Source organism: Paenibacillus sp. M2 (assembly GCF_046713495.1).
Lineage (GTDB): Bacteria > Bacillota > Bacilli > Paenibacillales > Paenibacillaceae > Paenibacillus > Paenibacillus amylolyticus_B.
In genome coordinates, this window is sequence record NZ_CP169648.1 from 1,827,645 (window position 1) to 1,848,636 (window position 20,992).

At 43.3% G+C, this 20,992-nt stretch carries 31 protein-coding genes and 1 pseudogene; 30 read left to right on the forward strand and 2 right to left on the reverse strand.

What is annotated here, in order from left to right; all coding sequences use genetic code 11:
* Window positions 1-8: 8 nt before the first annotated feature.
* From ACETMN_RS08380 to ACETMN_RS08495, 24 genes and pseudogenes are all read left to right on the forward strand, one after another.
* Entirely contained in the window at window positions 9-575 is a 567-nt protein-coding gene (locus ACETMN_RS08380; protein ID WP_411736006.1) for a phosphoglycerate mutase family protein, read from the forward strand.
* Between the two features lie 20 nt (window positions 576-595).
* The gene (locus ACETMN_RS08385) at window positions 596-730 is read left to right on the forward strand and encodes a GNAT family N-acetyltransferase (RefSeq protein WP_218780897.1); all 135 of its coding nucleotides are present in this window, start codon (window positions 596-598) and stop codon (window positions 728-730) included.
* A 31-nt stretch (window positions 731-761) separates the two neighbouring features.
* Window positions 762-1,274, forward strand: a complete 513-nt coding sequence (locus ACETMN_RS08390; RefSeq protein WP_091015005.1) for a nucleoside deaminase — start codon at window positions 762-764, stop codon at window positions 1,272-1,274.
* The gene (locus tag ACETMN_RS08395) at window positions 1,271-1,645 is read left to right on the forward strand and encodes a hypothetical protein (RefSeq protein ID WP_091015003.1); all 375 of its coding nucleotides are present in this window, start codon (window positions 1,271-1,273) and stop codon (window positions 1,643-1,645) included. The genes ACETMN_RS08390 and ACETMN_RS08395 overlap by 4 nt, the downstream gene beginning before the upstream one ends.
* Window positions 1,646-1,686: 41 nt before the next feature.
* Window positions 1,687-2,229, forward strand: coding sequence for a GNAT family N-acetyltransferase (locus tag ACETMN_RS08400; protein ID WP_091015002.1), 543 nt, complete (start codon window positions 1,687-1,689; stop codon window positions 2,227-2,229).
* A 20-nt stretch (window positions 2,230-2,249) separates the two neighbouring features.
* The gene (locus tag ACETMN_RS08405) at window positions 2,250-2,915 is read left to right on the forward strand and encodes a Type 1 glutamine amidotransferase-like domain-containing protein (protein WP_091015000.1); all 666 of its coding nucleotides are present in this window, start codon (window positions 2,250-2,252) and stop codon (window positions 2,913-2,915) included.
* The gene (locus tag ACETMN_RS08410; protein ID WP_091014998.1) at window positions 2,908-3,801 is read left to right on the forward strand and encodes a PhzF family phenazine biosynthesis isomerase; all 894 of its coding nucleotides are present in this window, start codon (window positions 2,908-2,910) and stop codon (window positions 3,799-3,801) included. The genes ACETMN_RS08405 and ACETMN_RS08410 overlap by 8 nt, the downstream gene beginning before the upstream one ends.
* 37 nt (window positions 3,802-3,838) lie before the next feature.
* Window positions 3,839-4,294: a GNAT family N-acetyltransferase gene (locus tag ACETMN_RS08415; RefSeq protein ID WP_091014996.1), complete on the forward strand. Its 456-nt coding sequence runs from the start codon at window positions 3,839-3,841 to the stop codon at window positions 4,292-4,294.
* Entirely contained in the window at window positions 4,278-5,276 is a 999-nt protein-coding gene (locus tag ACETMN_RS08420; protein ID WP_411736007.1) for a phosphotransferase, read from the forward strand. The genes ACETMN_RS08415 and ACETMN_RS08420 overlap by 17 nt, the downstream gene beginning before the upstream one ends.
* A 52-nt stretch (window positions 5,277-5,328) precedes the next feature.
* Entirely contained in the window at window positions 5,329-6,168 is an 840-nt protein-coding gene (locus ACETMN_RS08425) for a GNAT family N-acetyltransferase (RefSeq protein WP_411736008.1), read from the forward strand.
* 30 nt (window positions 6,169-6,198) lie between these two features.
* The gene (locus ACETMN_RS08430; RefSeq protein WP_411736009.1) at window positions 6,199-6,789 is read left to right on the forward strand and encodes an HD domain-containing protein; all 591 of its coding nucleotides are present in this window, start codon (window positions 6,199-6,201) and stop codon (window positions 6,787-6,789) included.
* Window positions 6,790-6,831: 42 nt separating this feature from the next.
* The gene (locus ACETMN_RS08435; protein ID WP_179198453.1) at window positions 6,832-7,161 is read left to right on the forward strand and encodes an HIT domain-containing protein; all 330 of its coding nucleotides are present in this window, start codon (window positions 6,832-6,834) and stop codon (window positions 7,159-7,161) included.
* Between the two features lie 147 nt (window positions 7,162-7,308).
* Window positions 7,309-8,088 (forward strand): hypothetical protein, encoded by a 780-nt coding sequence (locus ACETMN_RS08440; protein ID WP_411736010.1) that lies wholly within the window; start codon window positions 7,309-7,311, stop codon window positions 8,086-8,088.
* Between the two features lie 136 nt (window positions 8,089-8,224).
* Window positions 8,225-8,905: a zinc dependent phospholipase C family protein gene (locus ACETMN_RS08445; RefSeq protein ID WP_341072757.1), complete on the forward strand. Its 681-nt coding sequence runs from the start codon at window positions 8,225-8,227 to the stop codon at window positions 8,903-8,905.
* Window positions 8,906-9,008: 103 nt separating this feature from the next.
* The gene (locus ACETMN_RS08450) at window positions 9,009-9,431 is read left to right on the forward strand and encodes a hypothetical protein (protein WP_411736011.1); all 423 of its coding nucleotides are present in this window, start codon (window positions 9,009-9,011) and stop codon (window positions 9,429-9,431) included.
* A gap of 27 nt (window positions 9,432-9,458) precedes the next feature.
* On the forward strand, window positions 9,459-10,025 hold the full coding sequence (locus tag ACETMN_RS08455; protein WP_341072759.1) for a GNAT family N-acetyltransferase: 567 nt from the start codon (window positions 9,459-9,461) through the stop codon (window positions 10,023-10,025).
* Between the two features lie 127 nt (window positions 10,026-10,152).
* Entirely contained in the window at window positions 10,153-10,650 is a 498-nt protein-coding gene (locus ACETMN_RS08460; RefSeq protein WP_341072761.1) for a PH domain-containing protein, read from the forward strand.
* On the forward strand, window positions 10,647-12,209 hold the full coding sequence (locus ACETMN_RS08465; protein WP_411736012.1) for a PH domain-containing protein: 1,563 nt from the start codon (window positions 10,647-10,649) through the stop codon (window positions 12,207-12,209). The genes ACETMN_RS08460 and ACETMN_RS08465 overlap by 4 nt, the downstream gene beginning before the upstream one ends.
* An 82-nt stretch (window positions 12,210-12,291) precedes the next feature.
* Window positions 12,292-12,429 (forward strand): annotated as a pseudogene (locus ACETMN_RS08470) (HAD family hydrolase); the annotation flags it as partial.
* A 115-nt stretch (window positions 12,430-12,544) separates the two neighbouring features.
* Entirely contained in the window at window positions 12,545-12,715 is a 171-nt protein-coding gene (locus tag ACETMN_RS08475) for a YHYH domain-containing protein (protein WP_094030640.1), read from the forward strand.
* Window positions 12,716-12,809: 94 nt separating this feature from the next.
* Entirely contained in the window at window positions 12,810-13,271 is a 462-nt protein-coding gene (locus ACETMN_RS08480) for a GNAT family N-acetyltransferase (RefSeq protein WP_192134557.1), read from the forward strand.
* Complete coding sequence (locus ACETMN_RS08485; RefSeq protein ID WP_192134559.1) at window positions 13,258-13,920, forward strand: HAD family hydrolase; 663 nt, start codon at window positions 13,258-13,260, stop codon at window positions 13,918-13,920. The genes ACETMN_RS08480 and ACETMN_RS08485 overlap by 14 nt, the downstream gene beginning before the upstream one ends.
* Before the next feature lie 72 nt (window positions 13,921-13,992).
* A complete protein-coding gene (locus tag ACETMN_RS08490; protein ID WP_192134789.1) occupies window positions 13,993-14,517 on the forward strand; it encodes an NUDIX domain-containing protein in 525 nt (174 codons plus the stop codon).
* Window positions 14,504-15,175 carry a DUF3298 domain-containing protein gene (locus ACETMN_RS08495; protein WP_411736013.1) on the forward strand — a complete coding sequence of 224 codons (672 nt, stop codon included), beginning with the start codon at window positions 14,504-14,506 and terminating at the stop codon, window positions 15,173-15,175. Before ACETMN_RS08490 ends, ACETMN_RS08495 begins: the two co-directional genes overlap by 14 nt.
* Before the next feature lie 277 nt (window positions 15,176-15,452).
* On the opposite strand, the gene ACETMN_RS08500 is transcribed toward ACETMN_RS08495, so the two are convergent.
* The gene (locus tag ACETMN_RS08500; RefSeq protein ID WP_210108643.1) at window positions 15,453-16,610 is read right to left on the reverse strand and encodes a glycosyltransferase family 4 protein; all 1,158 of its coding nucleotides are present in this window, start codon (window positions 16,608-16,610) and stop codon (window positions 15,453-15,455) included.
* 214 nt (window positions 16,611-16,824) lie between these two features.
* Here ACETMN_RS08500 and ACETMN_RS08505 point away from each other — a divergent pair, with 214 nt between their 5' ends.
* Window positions 16,825-17,394: a hypothetical protein gene (locus tag ACETMN_RS08505; RefSeq protein WP_210107543.1), complete on the forward strand. Its 570-nt coding sequence runs from the start codon at window positions 16,825-16,827 to the stop codon at window positions 17,392-17,394.
* A gap of 27 nt (window positions 17,395-17,421) precedes the next feature.
* Entirely contained in the window at window positions 17,422-17,706 is a 285-nt protein-coding gene (locus tag ACETMN_RS08510) for a hypothetical protein (RefSeq protein WP_091014961.1), read from the forward strand.
* A gap of 94 nt (window positions 17,707-17,800) precedes the next feature.
* On the opposite strand, the gene ACETMN_RS08515 is transcribed toward ACETMN_RS08510, so the two are convergent.
* Window positions 17,801-18,574 (reverse strand): sporulation protein, encoded by a 774-nt coding sequence (locus ACETMN_RS08515; protein ID WP_091014960.1) that lies wholly within the window; start codon window positions 18,572-18,574, stop codon window positions 17,801-17,803.
* Between the two features lie 181 nt (window positions 18,575-18,755).
* Here ACETMN_RS08515 and ACETMN_RS08520 point away from each other — a divergent pair, with 181 nt between their 5' ends.
* From ACETMN_RS08520 to ACETMN_RS08535, 4 genes are read left to right on the forward strand one after another with little or no spacing between them, the layout of a single operon-like run.
* On the forward strand, window positions 18,756-19,433 hold the full coding sequence (locus ACETMN_RS08520) for a class I SAM-dependent methyltransferase (RefSeq protein WP_091014958.1): 678 nt from the start codon (window positions 18,756-18,758) through the stop codon (window positions 19,431-19,433).
* Window positions 19,434-19,439: 6 nt separating this feature from the next.
* Window positions 19,440-19,874 (forward strand): hypothetical protein, encoded by a 435-nt coding sequence (locus ACETMN_RS08525; protein WP_091014957.1) that lies wholly within the window; start codon window positions 19,440-19,442, stop codon window positions 19,872-19,874.
* A gap of 27 nt (window positions 19,875-19,901) precedes the next feature.
* On the forward strand, window positions 19,902-20,441 hold the full coding sequence (locus tag ACETMN_RS08530; RefSeq protein ID WP_091014955.1) for a hypothetical protein: 540 nt from the start codon (window positions 19,902-19,904) through the stop codon (window positions 20,439-20,441).
* 8 nt (window positions 20,442-20,449) lie between these two features.
* Entirely contained in the window at window positions 20,450-20,989 is a 540-nt protein-coding gene (locus tag ACETMN_RS08535) for a GNAT family N-acetyltransferase (protein WP_091016146.1), read from the forward strand.
* Window positions 20,990-20,992 lie beyond the last annotated feature (3 nt).

A 20,992-nucleotide genomic window follows, 5' to 3' on the forward strand; every position in this document is an offset into this window, starting at 1 on the left:
AGGTGCCTATGGACATTACATTTATTCGTCATGGTCATGGTGAACACTTGATGGACTACCCTAACCAATTAAATTGCCTGCATCCTGGTCTCACTGAATTGGGAAAAAGTCAGGTTATAGCGTTACGTAAACAATTGGTTGTTGCGCCTGAAGACGTCATTTTGGTTAGTCCAACCAAACGTACGATTGAAACGGCACTCCTTTTAGCCCAAAGTACCAATCTTACGTTCAGCCCACTGGTTGGCCCAAGAATGTTTCCTCAGAATCCGGAGTTTTTCCCTTTCGTCTGCGATCAGATCTATTCCAAGGAAGAACTCAGCCATAAGTATCCTGGTATAAGAATGGTTGAGCTGGGGCTGGATTGTTGGGAAGAAAGTATTAATCAGATGGATGTATATCGATTCAAGATATTAGCTGAACAGCTTCTTGAATGGTGCAGGCAACAGAGCGGGAATACGTTTATCATTTCACATGATGGTACGATATCGAACTACAGGATGTTACTCGGAGAAAAAGGGATAACCAAAAGTGATTTTCTTGGTGAAGCAGGGCAGTACACAATTCGTAACGTTTAACGATTAAAGGAGATCATGTCATGATACATTTTCCTAATGTAGAGACTGAACGTCTGTACCTCAGAGAATTAACCTTAGCAGACCGGCAGGATGTGTATGAACATTTCGCTGAACCGGATGTAACCCGGTTTATGGAGAAGGAATCTGCTGTATAAGCGACTATAACTGCACTTAGGGGGATTTTCAATGAAGTTATCGGATTATGAATATTTAACTTTGGCTATGGAAGAAGCAGAGCAATCACTGATTGAAGGAACGTATCCGATTGGTGCGATAATCGTTGATGTAGATGGGAATGTCGTGAGTAAAGGCAGGAACCGTGTCTACTCTGCGTGCGATCCCACCGCACATGCTGAAGTGGATGCCATTCGTCGGGCCGGACAACATTTGCTGGATGTAGAGAAGAAGAGATACACGAAGAATGATTTGACACTCTACACTACCTGTGAACCTTGTCCTATGTGTTCCTGTACCATACTAATGTCGGGTATTAAAAAGATTGTATGGGCAGCAGATGATGAAGAGTATGGAGGGCTTCGACGGTTCAAGGAAGGACCTCATTTTATCCAGATGTTTGATACGCTATCCTGTGTAGCGGCTCCCTATCTGGATTTGGAAAATAGACAAAGGGCGTTACTTGCCAAATGGAACATTGGTAGAGGAGTGCTTCATACAGAGTGGGAGATTCCAAAACAATGAAATCTGTAACGCTCTCTATCCTGTTATCCAGTGTCGTTTTGGGGATCTCCTTTATCATTGGCTGCACAATTTTAACGACTCATGAGAGAAATAGTGAACTCACTCAGGCAGAAGAACAAGTAGTACCAAACGATAAAGTATTATTGACGATGCAAGAAACTGCCGAGTATCTGAGTATGACTGAAGAACAGGTGATGAGTATTATTAAGGCGGAACAAGGGAGCTTTACCGTATCAGGTTTCTTTGATGGGAGGATGTTTCCGTTCATTAAGGTTCAGGATCAATTTTTTGTTAGTAGAGTGGAGTTGGATTTGTGGGTTCAGGAAGCATCTGCAAGTCACAGAAGATATATTAATGGGCAGATGCAGTAGTCTATGGGAACGATGGCATACTCCAAAGGAGATGAATCCACATGGAATTTGTGGGACAGAAAATTAAAATAACAACAGTCATAGAGCAGGACCTCAACTTCATAGGTCAACTTGAATGTGACACAAACATTTGGAGTTTTGAGGAAACTGTTGAGACGGATGAGGAAAAGGTTCGTGAGGATTATCGTAGCCATTTTGCTGTCGCAGATGAGAAACCGTATGCTTATGATTTCGTTATACGGCGCATGAATGATCCAGAGGATACACCCATTGGTATCGTTCAGATGTGGAGTTATGTGGATCACCGAAAAAGCTGGGAACTTGGATTCGCTGTACTTTCGGAATACGCAGGTAGAGGATACGGGAGTGAAGCTACCCGACTTTTGCTACAATTTGCGTTTCAAGAGTTACAAGCTCATAAGGTCGTTGGCATGTGCAATTCACAAAACGTTCCCTCAGCAGCACTGATGCAGCATGTGGGAATGACACGGGAGGCCGTCTTCCAAGAAGAACTATGGTGGAACAATCAGTGGACAGACCAGTATTTTTTCTCGATTTTGGATAGAGAGTTTAAGTCAGTCTAATAGGTACGGGAGGAAATAAGATGACGTCGTTGGTTCTGCTAAGTGATTTGGTGTTCGAATCTAACGATAAATTGGATCAGAGAATACGAAGCTTATTTAACAGTGAACAGCCTTCCATTGGATATATCCCTTCGTGCTCCGACCCGGAGCGGAAGTATTTTGAACACACTAGACGTTACTACAATCAATTAGGAATAGATAACATTCAATATTATGATCTTGATCTGAAGTATGAGGAGAGCACATTTGGCTCTATTTTCGAGTGTGATGCAATTCATCTATCCGGCGGAAATACGTTTTATTTTCTAAGTTTATTACAGAAGAGAAATATGCTTGGTTTACTATGTTCCTATGTGAAGAGTGGCGGCATGCTGATCGGGGTCAGCGCAGGAAGTATTCTGACGACACCTACGATAGAGATAGCGGGGTATGGGGAAGATGCTGATGAAAACGAAGTAGATCTGAAAGATATGAAAGCACTGGAACTCGTTAATTTTGAGTTTGCACCGCATTGGGACGGTTCGGAAGATAAACTAAATGCATTAAGAGAATATACTCATGTTCACCGTACAGCGGTCTATGCGTGCCAAGATGGAGGCGGGGTCGTAGTTGATGGTGAAAGCGTAGAGTTATATGGAAATGTGTGTCGCTTAGATTACAGAGAGAGTGGATCTAATCATGAGTGATGTTACGGTCTATCATTATGATGCTTTCTCTACAGTTCCCGGTCAAGGTAACCCTGCAGGAGTGGTTTTTGACGCTGATCATTTCAGTGAGACGGAAATGCAGCAGATCGCTTATCAGGTTGGTTTTAATGAGACAGTATTTGTGTTGAATTCTGAAGTAGCTGACGTCAGATTACGTTATTTTACACCGGGCCATGAGATTAATCTGTGTGGTCATGCCACAATGGCATCACTGTATGGTTTGAAGACGCGTGGTATGTTGGGTGACCAAGAGTTGATCACGATTGAAACCAATGTAGGAACATTACCTATACGATTTGAGCGCGCTGCCGACACCATTTACATGGAAATGAAACAGGATCAACCGCAGTTTATACCGTTCCAGGGTGATATCCAGAAGCTGGTGAGCGCCATAAACCTCACTCTGGATGAGGTTGACCTTTCTACGCCAATCGTTTATGGAAGTACAGGAACCTGGACGTTATTAATTCCAATTCGTGAACTAAGCTCTTTTATGAAAATGAAACCGGATTCTTCCCTGTTTCCAGGAATTTTAATTGAGAATCCCAAAGCTTCCCTACATCCCTTTGGTTTCGAAACCCGTGATTCCGATTCAATGATGCATGCCAGACATTTCTCTTCACCTTACTCAGGTACGACGGAAGATCCAGTGACTGGAACAGCCTCAGGGGTGATGGGGGCTTATTATTTAACCTATGTGAAACCGGGGATTGATGAGGTACAGTTTGTGGTAGAGCAAGGGCATGAGATTGGAAGAGATGGTAAGGTTCAAGTGAGTGTGATTCGGGATGGTGAGGATATGGATGTCAGAATAAAGGGGACAGCTGTATTTGTGCGTGAACTGAATGTTGAATTGGACACCTGATCCTATACGAAAGTAAAAAGCGCGAAGGGAGATTAACATGTTGCAAATTTTTGATATTCGGCAGAAGCCGGACGTGCTGCAAGAAGCAGTGCAGTATTTCTGGAAACAATGGGGTTCGGAATCAAGCTTCCACTTCTATCGGGATTGTATAGAGCGTTCAATGGAAACAGAGAGTGATGTGCCAAGATTTTATGTGATGTTGGACGAAGATCGAATTATTGGTGGGTACGCTTTGTTACGAAGTGATCTGAATAGCAGGCAGGATCTCTTTCCCTGGTTTGCATGTCTTCATGTTGATCCAGAATATCGGGGCCGAAACCTGGGTGGACAACTCCAGACCCATGCATTGAATGAGGTGAAAACAAAGGGGTATGACAAGCTGTATTTATGTACTGATCTGACCGATTATTATGAAAAAAATAACTGGGCCTATATCGGTAAAGGATATCTACTTGATGATGAAGAGACGAGAATCTATGAATATAAGATTTGACGAAATCATTTTTCATTATTTCGAAGATACCGAGTATACCTTGGAAGCCGTTCCATTTGGCTTGACGAATACGACCAAGATTCTTGAAATACATGGACAGAGGTTTATTGTTCGTATCTATAACAGACATCTCAAAACGATGGATGGTATTGAACTTGAATGTGAAGTGACGGCTTTCCTTGAAAGTACGCCTTCTTCGTTTCAAGTCCCTCGCTTTCACAGGGCTATAGACGGACAAAACTATTTATTATTAGAAGACGGGACGCTTGCGTCTATTACTAGCTTTTTGGAAGGTACTGTACCCCAATTGTCTAGCGTAGACAAATCTAAGAAGTTTGGGCAGTTGGTGGGTGAGTTTTCGACACGAATGCAAGGGTTCCCAATAGGCAAGCAAGCTTACAGGGGAATTTCATTTACTAAAGTGTACGAAATTCATCCGTTAGCTAATCGTCAATCGATTAAGGTTTTTTATGAAAATCTACCTTTTGAATTATCAGTTTCAAGGGTTACCTTTTATCAGAAAATGATCACAGAAATTAAGAGTTCTAATCTGCAGTTAGAGATATTACCACAACAGTTGGTTCATCATGATTTGTTGATTTATAATTTGCTCGCTGAAAATGAGAAGATCACATGCGTACTGGATTTTGATTTTATGGGTATGGATGCTGCGTTTATGGAATTCACAATTAGCTTTAACCATGTGGTTCAGGAATCCCAAGGATCAATGGAAATGATTGAGTCCTTTATTCAGGGGTATGGTCGTGAACGCAAGCATTCAGTGCTTGAGTTCGGTTATCTCCCTTTACTTACAAAAATCTATTATATAGCAGTACTTCATTTCTATATTGGTCAGCATTATGCCGGAGCAACGATTGAACACAACTTCACGTTTATGATTGAACAGTATGAGAGGAACATGAATTGGCTGGAAAAGCATAATCTTAGCATTCAAGAGTTGCTTAATAGATACTTGATCTGATTACACGTTAGATAAATAATTCCTGAGCTGTCGTTTTAGGAGGAATGATCCTATGATCACCGAGATTAATAAACAGGAGTTTCACAAAGTAAAACATCTCACGGATTCGTGTCAGAATATTGAAGTCAAGGCGGTGTCGTCTGGCTTGAACCCGGGACGGATCTATGTCGATGATGCAGAGAATATCACAGCAGCATTAATTTGGATACATGGACAATCTGGTTTTCAGTTGATCGGAGATTCTCGAAGTGAACCCTTTCTGAATGAATTGAAAGAGTACATGCGGGAACGTATTGAACCTGAATTATTGAACTTACATATTCATGCTGTGGAAATTGGTGTGGTGGATGAAGCTTGGGAAGATGTTCTTCAACATATCTCCGGGAAAAGAGATATCTCCAGTGATATTCAGCGTGTATTCATGTTGAATCCAAATTCGATAAGTCAGCAAGTACATCTCGACATATGTGCTTCACAGGACGAGGAAGTCAGAATTCTCAGGATAGATCAAGTACTATTAGGAGAGAAAAGATATAACAATTCTCCATTCCTGAAAGATAAAATCTCTCACTTTTGGACGACAAGAGATGATTTTTTACAACATGGATTTGGCTACGTTATAGTGCATAACGATGATATCGCCAGTGTTTGCCTTTCGGCATTTATCGCAGATCAGACACATGCGGTTGATATTGAAACGGTTGAAGTCTACAGAAGAAGGAATTATGGTGCGATGGTGGCAAAAGCTTTTGTGGAAGAATGCGGTCGTGTAGGCATACATCCGTATTGGGATTGTTCACCGGACAATGTGGGCTCCATTCGTCTTGCACAGGGTGTGGGGATGTCACTGGATTTTAACTATAGAGTTTACTGGTATGACCTCTCTATTTGATGGGAGATCAGATATGAAGGAGGATATGTTGTGAGCGACTCATTACAGGATCAGATTCAATTTCTCATTGAGATTGATAAACTCAAAACGATTGAACGAAAGACGAGAATTATGCATGGTGATAGACTTGAAAATGATGCAGAGCATTCCTGGCATCTGGCGATGATGGCCTTGGTTTTGCAGAGTCATGCCAACAAGGATGTGGATATCCTCAAAGTCATTAAGATGCTTCTCGTTCATGATCTGGTTGAGATCGATGCCGGAGATACATTCGCTTACGATACGGTGGGACACACGGATAAATATGATCGTGAACTCAAAGCAGCTCATCGGCTGTTTGGTATGTTGCCTAAGGGACAGGCTGAAGAACTACTCCAGTTATGGTTGGAATTTGAAGCAAAACAGACGCCTGAAGCGCAATTTGCCTCCTCTCTTGATCGATTGCAGCCTATTATCCACAACCATCAGAATGAGGGAGATACATGGCAGAAATATAACATTACAAGTGATCAGGTGTTAAACAGAAACCGTGAGATTGCGAACGGTTCCGAAACATTGTGGGAGTATGCGCAGCAGCTTATTCAGAAATCCGTGGATCAGGGAATCTTGACCAAATCATAAGGATACGTTTTAACGTATGCATTTCGAAGATGGAGGAGTATAATGACGCAGGACTTTTATTGTGATGAGGTGTTAAGTGGTAAAACGCAAGTCAAAGTTGTGATGGAAACAAAGAACGTTATGGCTTATCATCACACTCGGCCATACTACAAGCATCACATTGTTGTAATTCCCAAGATACATATTCAGTCCTTCATTTCAGAAGAGGAAGAGAATAATGATGAGCTGCTTATTGAAATGATGCGGGTCATTAAAAAAGTAGCTGCTGACATGTTAGCTCAGACAGGCTCATCAAAGATTATAACTAACCTGGGCAGTTATCAGGACTCGAAGCATCAACATTGGCATATAGTCAGTGGTGAACGAACTTAGAAAAATGTATGCCGGATTATAAAACTTCCACCTTTCTAACGTTCACCATCTCACACTCGAACAGAATTATCATTTTTCTCTCAGTGTTTTATCTTTTCTATTCTAGTATGATTAACGCATCAATCCAGTAAAGAGAGGGTTAATGACATGGATGCTTTTTTAGAGCAAATTAACGAGTTAAACGAGCTTCAGAAAGACTTGGTCAGCCTACATCCTTTATTTGCAGAACATTATCCAGTGGTTGTAGCCTATGAAGCTTTATTATATATCTATGATTATTCGTCCAAGACACAGCAATATGAGTGGATAAAAACGGTACCGGACGATTTATATATTCCAGATGAATGTCTTGCTGCGATGCCGGTGCATCATATGAACGGACGAATGTGTGCGATCGTAACGGATACAGCGTTCAAAGATCTGGAGCAGAAAGTCTATCTATTCCATGAATATGTTCATTGCTATGTATATGAGAAATATGATGAGCGGATCGTTAACCGTTTCCAGATTAAGCATAAAATGGACCAACTGAAGCGCGTAACATGGGAACTGGATTATGAGTTTCCCTATGAAAATGAAGTCGTTGTGGAACGGATTAACTCATTGTTGTCTGCTTTGAAGAGTAAAGACCTGACACAAGTACAGACAGCTAGAAAGGCGCTGTTCCGTTCATTAAATGAAGAACAAGCCGAGTATTGGAGCTGGTTGGAGTGGAACGAGGGTTACGCGCGTTATATTGAGAATCTGATTCGGGCAAAATTTGGGCAGGAAAGCAATCATTTTGGAGATACTGCTCCGTTTAATCGTCTAGTATTCTATGAATGTGGATCGGAATATATTAGTCTGCTTATGAAGGAGCACCCGGAGTACCATACGGATCTGGAGCAGCTGTTTGATCGAATGCAAGTGGAGAGAATACAGGGTTAGTCACGCATCTACGGTGAAAAAGGTGGAACATAGCGAAGTCTCACTATTCCAGTGATCTGTACGTTGCACCAGTAGGTTATATCGTTTCTTTTTCTAAGTATAGTAGAATACTTCCCGATAAAAGGAGATTAACTCTATGCCGTTACCTATGGTTCATCTCAATATTGCTAATCTGATTGCAGACTCGCTGCAAATACAGACTGATCGAGGTTCATTCTATCTGGGGAATACCGCCCCGGATTCCATACATATGCGCGAAGGTACAACCAGAGATGATAAGGAATACACCCATTTCAATCCAAAGGATGAAGGAGATTACACTGGACGAATCAAGGAACTCTACTCATCTTATATAAAACAACGTACCGATGAAGGATGGAAGTGGTTTGTTCGTGGGTACTTTATGCATGTGATGACAGACTATTACTGGTTCCGGAGTGTGCATCCTGAATTCGTCGAACGGGTCAACAAGGTAGATCAACATACAGGCAGGAGCAGATCGAAGGATGAACTGGCGCGTTTATACTATCAGGAGACGGACCAGATTGATTTCAATCTCTATCAAGGTTCAAGTTGGAGCGAAGAGGTATGGCAGGTGCTCAACAGTTCACCGGGTTATGACATGACGGATCGTTTAACTGCTGATGAGATTGTACGCTGGCGGGACCACACGTTTTCTTTTCTGAATGGGGAAGAACCGGGAATTACTCCTGAGTTCATTACGGGTGAGAGAGTTCAGGTATTTGTGGAAGAGAACGTAGAGCGACTGATCTCTCTGTTGTCTTCATGGGACCCGGAGTTACGTAACTTGATATGAATATAGATAGTTAGTGCAGTTGAATTATTTCATTATATACTGTATTTATTACTTCTCTACTCATTACTAGTTTATTTAATACTAAGTCAGGGAGGCACGCAGTGTGGTGAAATATGTAGGAGTGTTGCTCGTATTTGTCATTGCCACGTTCATTGCAGGGTGCAGTCAACCGAATGAATCGAACGCGGAAGAAGGGCTTCCTGTACTGATCACTTTAACGTGTAATCCCAACCTTGCCTCGGAACCATGCCAAGATGTTGAGTTTGATCGACCTGACGAGATTCGAATCATGATGGAGGCCATACATAAGGCAGAGCGTATGCCGGGTATTATTGATTATGGTACGCAGTACAAGATGAGTATTAATAATGCAGATGGTTCGGTTACACGGTATGATTTTTCATTGGGAATGGATCCCAAGATGCAAGGCTTGTTAGTAAACGAGGAAGACACGCATACTGGATATAGCATTCCTCTTGAAGATGCGAATCAACTAAGAAGACTGATTCAGCGACGTACAGATTAAGAAGGTATATGGAACGGAGAAGAACCTGTGGATGACAAAATTACCATTGAACCATTGACGCAATCAGATGCAGAGGGAGCGTATCGGGTATTCGAGACAACGATCCCCGCAGCATTTAATCAGGAGGGCATAGGCTCGCTTCTGGATGATATTCAGGATGAGATAACACACAAAAAAGCGATGATTTACACCGCATTGCAAGCAAAGGACAATATAGAATCAAGTGTATTTTTCCTCGTCGCCAAAATGGGAGATGTTATTGTAGGCACAATCTCGTATGGACCGTGTGGTAAGGAGATTCGAGAATGTACAGAGGGCCGGCTGAACGGTATCGGAGAACTGGGTAGCCTGTATGTGTTGCCCGAGGTTCAAGGACAGGGGGTTGGTTCGGCGCTCATTCTCGCACTGATTACTGAACTGCAACGGCTGGGAATTCAGCAATTCTGTCTGGATAGCGGTTACCAGATCGCACAGAAGAAGTGGCAACGCAAATTCGGTGAACCCTATGTGGTGGCGAACAACTATTGGGGCGAAGGAACAGACCATATGGTGTGGTTGTGTGAAGTACAGGATTTTTATAGTAAAATGAAATGAACAAAAGAGATGACGACCTGTATTGTATAGGGGTCATCTCTTTATCTTTTTGCATCGATCGTGAACGATTGTTCGTACAGTGTATCATGTGTGTTTTTATGTACCCGAGGAAAAAAGGAGTGAACATATGTCAATACAGTGGAATATACCCGAGCAAAGGCTTTCCCCTCATGCGGTAAACTTGTGGAGAATTAGCGCCATCATATGGAATGTAATAGGTTTCCTGATCCTTGCCATACTGTTAATACTCGACTCAATCTATGGATGGAAAACGTGGATTGGTTGGATTTTGTGGGGGGTTACGGCCATATCTGTGCTCTATGCGGTGTGGGATATTTTCATCCAGCCTGCATGGTTATACAAGCATTGGTACTATGATGTGAATGAGGAGTTCCTGCAACTGAAGCGTGGGGCGCTAACCAAGGTACATCAGATCATCCCCATGGCGAAAGTGCAATCGGTTACCACAAATCAGGGACCTTTAATGCGAAAATATGGACTCTATTCCGTATCGGTTGGCACGATGGGTTCATCGCATGAAATCCCCGCATTGCCAGAGGAAGTCGCGTTTGCACTCCGTCATCAGATTGCATCCTATGCCCGTATTAATGAGGTGGATGAATGATCGATATGAAGCGACATCATCCATTAACCATGCTGTGGAGCTTGTGGAAACGGGTAAAGAATTGGTTCGCCATCGTCCTTTTTTTGTTTGTTTTCCGTCAGGGCTCGGAGTCCCAATGGATATTCTATGGAAGAATCGCTTTTTATGTAGGTGTCTCCATTAGCATCCTGTCCATTATCCTGAGGTGGTTCACCTCGCGTTATGCAGCAGACGATACAGCCTTTCATATCTATAGTGGTGTGTTTAACCGTACCCGAAGAACGATACCTTATACGAAGGTCCAGAATGTGAATCGTCATACAACGCTGTTTCATCGGTTGTTCAGCGTGACGTCGATCCGATTCGAGACCGGGATTAAGGGAGAAGATGCTACCTTTCAGTTACACGTTGTTTCACTTTCCGAAGCGGAACAGCTGGAGAAAATTGTAGCAGGTCATATGGCTGAAGAAGCAGAAACAGCAGGAGCAACAGAGGAACATGATACGTTGGATGCAGTTAAGGCTATGGAAGACGGAGAGGCGCAATCTGAACCTTTTATAACTGATGAAGTCATGTCTCTGTCTGCAAAAGAAAAACAGGAACGGGTTGTTCATTATCATTCCACCCGCAAGGACATATTCAAAGCATCCTTTACCTCGCTTAGTTTTCTCGTACTGATTCCGGTCCTGGCTACGCTGTATTCCTGGGTAAAGGACTTCTTCCCTGATGAAGAAGTAACGGAAAGTTTGTTATTAACCTGGCTGGATTCCTGGTGGATTGCCAGTTTGATGATTTTGGTTTTATTGATCATATCTATTGCTCTGGGCATAGTCAGAACCTTCGTAAAGTATGGCAATTTCCAGATCACCTCGGATGCCAAGCGGATCTATATCTCGAAGGGCATGATGGAGCAAACGTCATTTTCAATCCTGAAAGAGCGAGTCCAGGCTGTGAAAATTACACAGTCGCCAATGAAAAGATTGCTTGGACTAGCGGAAGTAGAACTGACCACTGCAGGTAGTCTGGGGGAATCCGAGCAGGAGGTAAACTCGCTCTATCCCTTCTTGCCGGTGAAGCAAGCTTATACCCTGATTGAGGAGATCCTGCCATCCTATCGGGTTACGCAGGAGATGGAAAAACTTCCACGAATATCACTATGGCTGCGCCTGCTCAAACCAAGTTGGGGATGGATCATGATCACGGGTTTATTGTGGTATTTCAAACCATTGGTGTTTGGGCAGAAGCATGCCTGGTGGATGATTCCGGCGATTCTGCTCGTGTGGATTGCAACAAGCAGAGTGATGGACTTTTTCCATACCAGATACATTTTACATCAAAATTTCATTCAACTTCGAACCGGTGCGCTCACTTCAACACTTTTCATCTCCAAACGTGAGAAAGTCATCGAAATACAGATCACCCGTAACGTGTTACAGCGCTGGTTCGGTGTGGCTTCCATTCATACGGTAAACCGTGCCAAACCTGTACTGCATCATCGGGCACATGACATTTCCCTGGATACGGCGAAATCATTTCAATTATGGTACATGAGACGTACCCAAGATGTTCAGACCCGTTAATTGCAAGAGCAAGCGCAGGAAGACCAGACAAGGTTATTCTGTACTTGCTCTTTTTAATTGAAGACAGAGGAGGAAGAACATCTTGATGAAAGCTGTGTTCTTTGATGTGGACGGTACATTGCTGAGCGAAATAGATCGGAGTTTATCACCGCGTACAGCTGAGTCGATCCCGGAGTTGATTCGTAAAGGCGTTCAAGTCGTACTCGTTACAGGCAGGCCTTTATGAGAATGTACAGATGAAAAAGATGAAGGATATCCCAATTGTGGATTTTCATGTAGAATGATATAGCACGTATTAAACCCTAAAGCATAGGGTGTTGATCGAAGGGTGACTTATGAAAAAGGTTGTTATCGTAATCCTGTCTCTTGTCGTACTTGTTGGTGTATCCTCTTCCGCTTATGCTCATCCAGGCAGACTGGATAAGAACGGTGGACATAACTGTTCAGCCAAATCCAAACAAAAGGGTCTGTGCACGGGTTATCACTATCACAAAAAGAAAAAATGAGAATGAGCTTTACAAGATAAACCCGGCCATCATTCAATGTATGGTTGGGTTTGCATGTGTACCTTTGATTTAAAATGATGGAGGCGGTTACACCATGCAGATACAGGAGATATGGGGATGGAATCATGACGATTTAGTGGAGATGCTGGCCGAGAGCTCCAGTGAGGGGTTCAGACATATCGAGCGATTAATCCATGAATATGAGACAGGAATTAATACATTCGAGCAAGAAGATGAAGCGCTTTTTGAATGCAGAGTGCACGATAAGGTGGTTGGGATCTGCGGTTTGAACAGAGATCCTTATTCTGAGGTGACTGATACCGGAAGAATTCGCAGACTTTATGTGATGAGAGAATTTCGAAGGCATGGGGTTGGGGGCAGGCTGATGGATGCGGTTATTCAAAAAGCGGAAAATCATTACGCTCGACTGGTTCTGTACACGGATCAACCGGTTGCTGGATCTTTTTATCGCAACTTGGGATTTAGAGAAGTGACAAGTATGGAGAAGATAACGCATGTACTGGAATTGGGGGAGAAGGAAGATGGATCATATTAAAGCGGTTATTTTTGATTTGGACAATACAATTCTGAACAGAACGATGACCTTTGACGGCTTCACTCGGAGTTTGATTAAAACCTATTTTGCCCATCTTGAGTCAACGGAAGATATTCTCAAAAGAATTATTGAACTCGACCAGGATGGTTATAAGGACAAACCACTTCTGTTCAACGAATTGTTGAATGAACTGCCTTGGGCAGAGCATCCGCCACATGCAGAACTGATGGAGTTCTATGGCAGAGAGTATGTGCGAAGTTCAGTTCTGATGGAACAGGCGCGAGAAGTCGTTCAGCATCTGCGGGGGAAATACCAAACCGGGTTAATCACCAATGGGCAGACCGATATTCAGTATGGAAAAATCGATCAACTCGGTATCCGGGAGGATTACGACCATATTATTGTTTCAGAAGAGGCAGGAGTCAAAAAGCCCGATCCACGCATATTTCAGCTTGCGCTTGATCATTTCGGTCTAAGCCCAGAGCAATGTATCTACATTGGCGATCATCCGGTGAACGATATTGAGGGAGCAGCAAGCGTAGGCATGAGCACCATCTGGATGAAGGTCAACCAGCCGTGGCAGGACAGCATTACGTCGGGTCCTTTACATACGATTGAACATCTAAGTGAGTTAAAGAAACTGCTTTAGAAGACGGTTATATAAGTAAAATTTAATATCACAGTCTGGAAAGCGAGGAACATACATATGGAGATTAGACAGATGGCTACAGCGTTTTTGAGCAATGGCTCAGACATGCTGATGATGAAGAAGGCGGGTAGCAGATTGTTTGATTTTGAATTCTGGGGGGGCATTGGCGGACATCTGGAACAAGGGGAACTGAACACACCCATGACTGCCAGCTATCGGGAGATTGAAGAAGAGACCGGGTTCAAGCAAGAGGATGTCGAACACTTTCGGCTTCGATATATTCTGTTGGAGGTTAATGGTGGTGAGATTTGGCAGCAGTTTATATATTTCGGAGAGACCACGCATCGACATTTTGTGGCCTCGGATGAAGGCGAGTTATTCTGGATACCGCTGGATGAGGTACTGGACTTGCATTCGTCTATTCTAATCAAAGCAACGCTCAGGCACTATTTACAACATCCGGGAGCAGAGGACATCTGGATTGGCAACGTTCAGAGCGGAACAGACCTAAAGGGCACTCCACAGGTAATATGGAACAAAATGCAGGAAACGAAATCATTTGAGCCAAAGGGGGTTATCCATAATGATGAAATATAGAACTGAGAGAAAAAAATGGAGATGGGTGAATTACCTGTTGATCACTGTACTGATTGCTATAATTCTTCCGAGTAGTCATGTAGAGGCAGGCAGCACGATTACAGTGAAAACGAAGGTCCAATATTACAAAGGACAGCCATACATACATCTAACAGGTGGTAAGAAATCTGTGACGGATAAGCTGAACAAGACATTTAAACTTCACGCAGTGAAAGCAGCTCGCCTGGACAAAGAAGAAAAGAAATCAAACAAAAATTATTTCTACATTACCATGGCCAGTGTAAAATACAATGCAAAAGAAAAGTTATCTGTGGTATATGAAGATCATGTGTACACTGGCGGAGCACATGGAATGGATGCGACAAAATCATATAACTATGATTTAAGAACGGGGAAAGAACTGAAGCTAAGCGAGTATGTTAAAGATGATAATCAGATGGAGAAGGTAGAGAAATCAATCTCCAACAGTCTATTAGCCATGTATAATGCAGGAGTTTCAATTTTTGAAGAAAATATTTATGATTTTAAGCTTGATCAAACTTCTCAATTCTTTTTATATGATGAAGGCATCGTCATCCGATTCCATCCTTATGAGGTTGCACCCTACGCTAAAGGATTTGTAGATATCAAAGTCCCGTTCAGTAAATTCACCCAGTAGATTTCTTGCAATAAAAGGCATGATTCAGTTCAATGAGATCATGCCTTTTTCTATCCGTCCAACGCAGACTTCCTATGGTGTGTGGAAAAGGGTTACCTTGCATTCAGAATAGAAATCTGATTTCTGGTATCACACCTTAACGCTCAACATATTCGCTATTCAGGCTGACCGTAGCGGAGTGTAAATGCTATGGCAGCCTGAACGAGCGAACCAGTTTAATTTTGCATAGGGCAGTGGTGGTAGTTATGGGTTGTTGGAAGAAACTGATTTCATCAGACTACGCAGTAATAATTCGATCTTTCGTTTTTCTGTTCCGATGTTCTATAGCCTCCTCATAATCCCCGATCAGTGTATCAAAAATATGCTCCCACGACCGCTGCTCAGCCAGCTTTCTGCCTTCCAGTCCCATTATCCTCAATTGGTTCCCGTGATTTCCCCAGAGACATATCTCCCGAATCAGTGCATCAGCCTGACCAGGCTCGAATAACACACCGTTGCGGTTGTGGGATATCAGATCCTTTACACCTCCGGCATTGGCCGCCACCACAGGAAGTCCTGAAGCCATCGCTTCCAGTACCACATTGCCAAATGTCTCCGTAGAGGAAGGAAACACAAACAGATCTGCCGAAGCATACATAACAGCAAGTTCTTCGCCATGCATATAGCCTGTAAAGGTGACATTGGGTGGGGATTGCAGACGCATTCTCGGGAGAGATGGGCCGTCGCCAACGATAATCCAGTGAACACGGGACTGCATTTCCTGGGGCAGCTGCTGCATGGTAGTCGTGAGTGTAGCGATATCTTTTTCCGGGGCAATGCGTCCAACGTAGAGTAAAATAAGGGGAGCGGTGATGTGGTATCGTTCACGGATATCCGAGCTGCGTTTATCAGGGGAATACAGGTTGCAATCAATCCCGCGGGACCAAAGTTTCAGACGCTGAATGCCTTGGGCTTGAAGGGTGCTTAACGTTTCCTGCGATGGAGTTAGGGTTGCTTCACAGGCACGGTGGAACCACTGGATATACTTCCAGTAGAGAGGAATCATACTTTTCAACCGGTAGTATTCGAGATAACGATCGAAGTGGGTATGGTAGGAGACAACATGCGGAAGATGGTGTTTGAGCGCATACCTCAGACCAAGCAATCCCATATTAAAAGGTGTGGCGATATGCAACAGATCGGGTTGAAAGGTTTGTAGCTGCTTGTGCGTGTCTGTTCTGTTGGGTAGAGCAATGCGGCATTCTGGATACAGAAAAAAAGGGATGTTGGCAACCGATCTGACTTGAGTCTCATGGCTTCCTTCAATGATGGAGTTCGGAGTAAACAGCAGATGTTCAATTCTTCTGCGGTTCAGATGGTTACTCAAGCGGTGGAGCGTGCCAGCAACACCATTGGTTTCCGGAAGATAGGTGTCTGTGAACAAGGCCAGGCGCATCATTACCCCTCCCAAGACTCGTGATGACAAGATCATAACAGCGGAACATTTTCCAGAGGTCAAGTGCACGTTAACTTGACGATATTCCCTGTAAATTTGATAACAGGTTGCAAGGCCTCATCTTCATTAAATTCAACTTGTATAGCGTATTCTGCTATGATGTAATAACGTGTCGGCGTATATATAGACAGAGAGATACAGGAGGCAGAGAAAGATGAACAAGTTACAAGAAGAACTGCAGGAGCTGTTACCCCTCGATCAGCTTGAAGAGATGTCAGGTGAAGAGGTGGTAGGGAGTATTGCCATGGACCTTTATCGGGCTGAATTTGCAACGATTCGAGAGAGTGGGCCGGGACTTCCGCAAGTGCTGCGAGATACCATTCTGATCATCGATCTGGATACCGAGCTGTCCATGAACGGCATGACCGGTTTCCTGGAGAATGCCAGCGGGCAGTATCTGGTTGAGACAATAGCAGCGATGGAGCGGATCGGCAATGATGCAGATGCTGTGATCCTCAAGAAGATTGAGCAGAAGTTGTCCGAAAGCGGCATAACGCACGGGCAATTACGAGATAATGTGAATGGCCTGTCCGAAGACGATATCACGACAAGCCTGCAAACACATGGGGAACAGATTCATGAGATATTGCAGGAGATTGAATTGGAAGCTGCGAATTTAAGCATGCAAGTGGATAACGAGGAAAGCTTCGACTTGCTGTATGAGTATGTGGATGCCAATAAAGATCTTTTGAAAAAGGAGATGCAGCACTTCTTGTCTAATTGAATGGGAAGAGGAGGCGAAATGACACACATGAACAAAAGATTAGCAACGGAATCCGTTCTGGTTACTTTGTTATTCATCATCGGTTTTGTAGCATGGAATGTTCTTCAAGGTATGATTATGACCAAGAATTATGTACCAGATTTAATGAACACTGCTTCATCGGGTATGCCATTGCAATCCAAGGTTGCTTTTGGAACCATTGTTCGATGGGATACAACATCCATGATCATGGCTTTTGCCGGGTTCATTTTGCTCGCCGCTGCATATTACGGTCTTCGATTAGGAATGCAGCGCTGGACACAGCGTTCTTGAAGTATTGTCTTGTGAAACTGCCCCAACCTAAAAACCGTCCTTCATCAGAACTGTCTGATAGAGGACGGTTTTTATTTGTTACACAAACTATAGATTAGATATGTTTGGATATAACTTCTTCCAATCCTTGAGCGACAGAATGTGCACCCCGCTCCAGATGTCTTTCATACAGATGCAGGCGGACGAAACTTTCATCCGTGCCCATCGCTTCCGAGAACATCCCACTGAGTCCACGAGCGCGGCGATCGATCTGTAATAACAGCTCCAGCGAATCGCCCATGGGATAGAACATGACTTCCAACTCATCCAGATGCCCACGGAATTTGTTTGTTGGTACAAATTCAAATTCCTGTACAAATGGCAGATTGCCGCCCAACTTTGGTGCATAGTCATTGGTGACTTCACGTAGTTTGAAACCCAGGATATCAATTGCATCGAGCACGGTGTTCATGTCTTTGCTAGGAACAACATGCAGTCTGTCCCGGTCTGAGGGGTCTACAGCACTTGAAATATCGAGGCCCGTTTCTACCCATACCTCTGCACGATGCAGTGTAATAGGCAGATTTTCTGGCAGGTCAAATGAGAAGTCTTTCTCCAATTTGGCTCCAGGCTGTAATGTGAAACCTTCGGTGAGCAGATATTTGGCTATAACGGCTGTCTCTTTTACTTTGCGATCATCGCGCTCCCGTATGTAATGGGTTTTAATTGAAAGATAGATTCGATCTACATTCTGTTCCACATCTCCACCTTCAATGTACACAACCCCCGAGATGATTCCTCCAGGCGTGACCTCTGGTGTATGCAATTCCGTATTCACTTTGGCTGCTCCAACACCTACACTGGCTAACATTTTCTTGAAAAATGACATGCGCTCAACCTCCAGATCAGATGGTTTATTATATGGGATACATACGGCTTCGACCTTAATACGGAAGCTGGAAGAGAAGCGTTTCATATTTTAATAAAGATATATCGCTCATTCAAACAGGAGATTCGCTTAACCGATGTCGAATGTTAGAATAAAGGGATTTTTTGTCAGGAGGAACTCAATGAGCATGGAATGGTACGATATGATTGCACGACGTAATGGGGGGTACAAGGCTAGAGCTTGGTGTACGCTGGAAGGTAACTCTGCTGAAGATATTTTTGAAGAGCGGTTGATTAAGCTTCTGTCTCAGTATACATCCGTGCTCGATGCAGGCTGTGGACATGGGGAGTTTACGTTGAAAATGTCGGAATATACCGATCACATTATGGGGTTTGATAATTCGGAAGAGATGATAAAGATAGCCCAGAACAGTCTTCATTCAAGCACGATAACAAATGTAGAATTTGTCTGTGTCAGCACAAAAGAAAAGATGCCATTTGAAGATAAGCAATTTGGTCTGATCTATGATCGCAGAGGTCCAACTTCCATTATTGAGCATGAGAGATTGCTGCAAAAGGGTGGAGTTATGATTGGTATTCATACGGATATAACAAAGGTACGTGAGCGTTTGGAAAGAAATGCATTTAAGGAGATCAAGATTGAGGAATATAACGAGGCACTTATGATTTTCTCAGATGAAAAAGAGTTTGCCATCTTTCTCTCCGATATCCCCGGAAACCCGGATTATACACAGCCTGAGTACCGGGAACAGCTGGAAGTCAAGCTGAAGGAGAACCAGGTTGATGGTAGGATTGCTGTAAGAGAATGCAAGTATATTTGGCAGGCTATAAGGAGATGAAGCCGATTGAACACAGAATTTTCAGAACAGAAATATGGTGAAACGGGTGTCATAACCAGCTGCGAGCAGATGGAGAATGGGGAACAAAAATATAAAATGATAGCAGAAGATGGCAGTTATTATTGTAGAACCGTTGCTTCTTCCCAGGGAGCATGGCAAAACAGTCATGTACATATCAATCTAACGGAGTTTTATGTGGTGCAAACCGGATGGATTGCGTATGCCAGTTATGGAGAAGATCAGATGTTTTCGATTCGAGTGATGCGTGCAGGAGAGCACATCATTGTCCAACCTGGAATCCACCATAATATATACATGTCTGCACATAGCGCGATACATACCATCAAGCATGGACTGAACACCTCCAGTGATTGGACGGCATCCCCTGAGCTGGATAGGTTAACTCAATCTTTAACTGAGAAGGAACTACTCCAGAAGTAAGATTAACCAGACGGGAGGATCAGATAGATGCGTAAACATACAATATTTTGGATTACGGGAATAACGATAATCCTCTTGGTGACTCTGCTCATATACAGCTATGTTATTCCAAGTGTGAGTGCTCAGGATGTTGTGATGGCAGGCACAATCAGGCAGATTGATACGGATGTAGTCGAGGTAGAGTTAGAGATAACGCGAAAAAGAGAAGACAAGGATCAACATATGGTGTATCCGATTGTTCCTGGATGGGAAGGGGTGACATTCGCTGAAGAACAAGATGATGCGTGGTACATGCCTTCGTCTGTTGGGAGCTCCTATCTTGATCAAGTCATTCTGGAAAAGTATCTGAAGGCACAGGGGAAAACCATGAAATCAGCTGATAATCTGATAGGATTTGCGATACCTGATGAGATAGGGAGTTACAAGTTGCGGTTAACGCTCAGATCTTCGGATGGAACGACTCAACCGCTTGAGAATCCCATGGTGTATTATGTTCACAACGAGCATTTGTTAGGAAAGGATCTGAGTTGGGTTACGGGTGAGAATCTGGAGATCAATAAGGAGTAATCAGAATGATGAATGTATATGAATCGAATGAAATCACCGTACGTTTCTTGGAAACAGAAGATGAACACCATCTGGTGGAGTGGCTGTCAGACCCGGAAGTTCTTCAATACTATGAAGGGCGTGATCGGCCGCATGACCTGGAGCATGTGAGAGAACATTTTTACAATCAGGATGATGCTGCTACTCGTTGTATCGTTGAGCACGAAGGGAATCCGATTGGATACATTCAGTTCTATGAGCTTGAGGAAGAAGAGCGAACGGAGTATGGTTATGGAGATACGGATGAGATCATCTATGGAACGGATCAGTTTATTGGTGAGGTAGACTACTGGAATAAAGGCATTGGTACACAGTTAATGCAATCCATGCTGGCTTATCTGATTAATGAACAACAAGCCCGTAAAGTGGTTATGGACCCTCAATCCTGGAACTTGCGAGCGATATCCTGTTATGAGAAATGTGGTTTCCAAAAGATTAAGCTATTGGAGAAACATGAGCAGCATGAAGGACAGATGCGAGACTGTTGGCTTATGGAATATGCTCCTTAGATA

What these genes read in the sequence shown, in the direction of transcription:
- ACETMN_RS08435 (WP_179198453.1), top strand. Translation starts at nt 6,832, where the DNA reads ATGACGCAGGACTTTTATTGTGATGAGGTGTTAAGTGGTAAAACGCAA.
- ACETMN_RS08405 (WP_091015000.1), top strand. Translation starts at nt 2,250, where the DNA reads ATGACGTCGTTGGTTCTGCTAAGTGATTTGGTGTTCGAATCTAACGAT.
- ACETMN_RS08385 (WP_218780897.1), top strand. Translation starts at nt 596, where the DNA reads ATGATACATTTTCCTAATGTAGAGACTGAACGTCTGTACCTCAGAGAA.
- ACETMN_RS08485 (WP_192134559.1), top strand. Translation starts at nt 13,258, where the DNA reads ATGGATCATATTAAAGCGGTTATTTTTGATTTGGACAATACAATTCTG.
- ACETMN_RS08480 (WP_192134557.1), top strand. Translation starts at nt 12,810, where the DNA reads ATGCAGATACAGGAGATATGGGGATGGAATCATGACGATTTAGTGGAG.
- ACETMN_RS08530 (WP_091014955.1), top strand. Translation starts at nt 19,902, where the DNA reads ATGCGTAAACATACAATATTTTGGATTACGGGAATAACGATAATCCTC.
- ACETMN_RS08510 (WP_091014961.1), top strand. Translation starts at nt 17,422, where the DNA reads ATGAACAAAAGATTAGCAACGGAATCCGTTCTGGTTACTTTGTTATTC.
- ACETMN_RS08380 (WP_411736006.1), top strand. Translation starts at nt 9, where the DNA reads ATGGACATTACATTTATTCGTCATGGTCATGGTGAACACTTGATGGAC.
- ACETMN_RS08440 (WP_411736010.1), top strand. Translation starts at nt 7,309, where the DNA reads ATGGATGCTTTTTTAGAGCAAATTAACGAGTTAAACGAGCTTCAGAAA.
- ACETMN_RS08535 (WP_091016146.1), top strand. Translation starts at nt 20,450, where the DNA reads ATGAATGTATATGAATCGAATGAAATCACCGTACGTTTCTTGGAAACA.
- ACETMN_RS08390 (WP_091015005.1), top strand. Translation starts at nt 762, where the DNA reads ATGAAGTTATCGGATTATGAATATTTAACTTTGGCTATGGAAGAAGCA.
- ACETMN_RS08400 (WP_091015002.1), top strand. Translation starts at nt 1,687, where the DNA reads ATGGAATTTGTGGGACAGAAAATTAAAATAACAACAGTCATAGAGCAG.
- ACETMN_RS08475 (WP_094030640.1), top strand. Translation starts at nt 12,545, where the DNA reads ATGAAAAAGGTTGTTATCGTAATCCTGTCTCTTGTCGTACTTGTTGGT.
- ACETMN_RS08490 (WP_192134789.1), top strand. Translation starts at nt 13,993, where the DNA reads ATGGCTACAGCGTTTTTGAGCAATGGCTCAGACATGCTGATGATGAAG.
- ACETMN_RS08520 (WP_091014958.1), top strand. Translation starts at nt 18,756, where the DNA reads ATGAGCATGGAATGGTACGATATGATTGCACGACGTAATGGGGGGTAC.
- ACETMN_RS08505 (WP_210107543.1), top strand. Translation starts at nt 16,825, where the DNA reads ATGAACAAGTTACAAGAAGAACTGCAGGAGCTGTTACCCCTCGATCAG.
- ACETMN_RS08515 (WP_091014960.1), bottom strand. Translation starts at nt 18,574, where the DNA reads ATGTCATTTTTCAAGAAAATGTTAGCCAGTGTAGGTGTTGGAGCAGCC.
- ACETMN_RS08465 (WP_411736012.1), top strand. Translation starts at nt 10,647, where the DNA reads ATGATCGATATGAAGCGACATCATCCATTAACCATGCTGTGGAGCTTG.
- ACETMN_RS08460 (WP_341072761.1), top strand. Translation starts at nt 10,153, where the DNA reads ATGTCAATACAGTGGAATATACCCGAGCAAAGGCTTTCCCCTCATGCG.
- ACETMN_RS08395 (WP_091015003.1), top strand. Translation starts at nt 1,271, where the DNA reads ATGAAATCTGTAACGCTCTCTATCCTGTTATCCAGTGTCGTTTTGGGG.
- ACETMN_RS08445 (WP_341072757.1), top strand. Translation starts at nt 8,225, where the DNA reads ATGCCGTTACCTATGGTTCATCTCAATATTGCTAATCTGATTGCAGAC.
- ACETMN_RS08495 (WP_411736013.1), top strand. Translation starts at nt 14,504, where the DNA reads ATGATGAAATATAGAACTGAGAGAAAAAAATGGAGATGGGTGAATTAC.
- ACETMN_RS08415 (WP_091014996.1), top strand. Translation starts at nt 3,839, where the DNA reads ATGTTGCAAATTTTTGATATTCGGCAGAAGCCGGACGTGCTGCAAGAA.
- ACETMN_RS08425 (WP_411736008.1), top strand. Translation starts at nt 5,329, where the DNA reads ATGATCACCGAGATTAATAAACAGGAGTTTCACAAAGTAAAACATCTC.
- ACETMN_RS08420 (WP_411736007.1), top strand. Translation starts at nt 4,278, where the DNA reads ATGAATATAAGATTTGACGAAATCATTTTTCATTATTTCGAAGATACC.
- ACETMN_RS08500 (WP_210108643.1), bottom strand. Translation starts at nt 16,610, where the DNA reads ATGCGCCTGGCCTTGTTCACAGACACCTATCTTCCGGAAACCAATGGT.
- ACETMN_RS08410 (WP_091014998.1), top strand. Translation starts at nt 2,908, where the DNA reads ATGAGTGATGTTACGGTCTATCATTATGATGCTTTCTCTACAGTTCCC.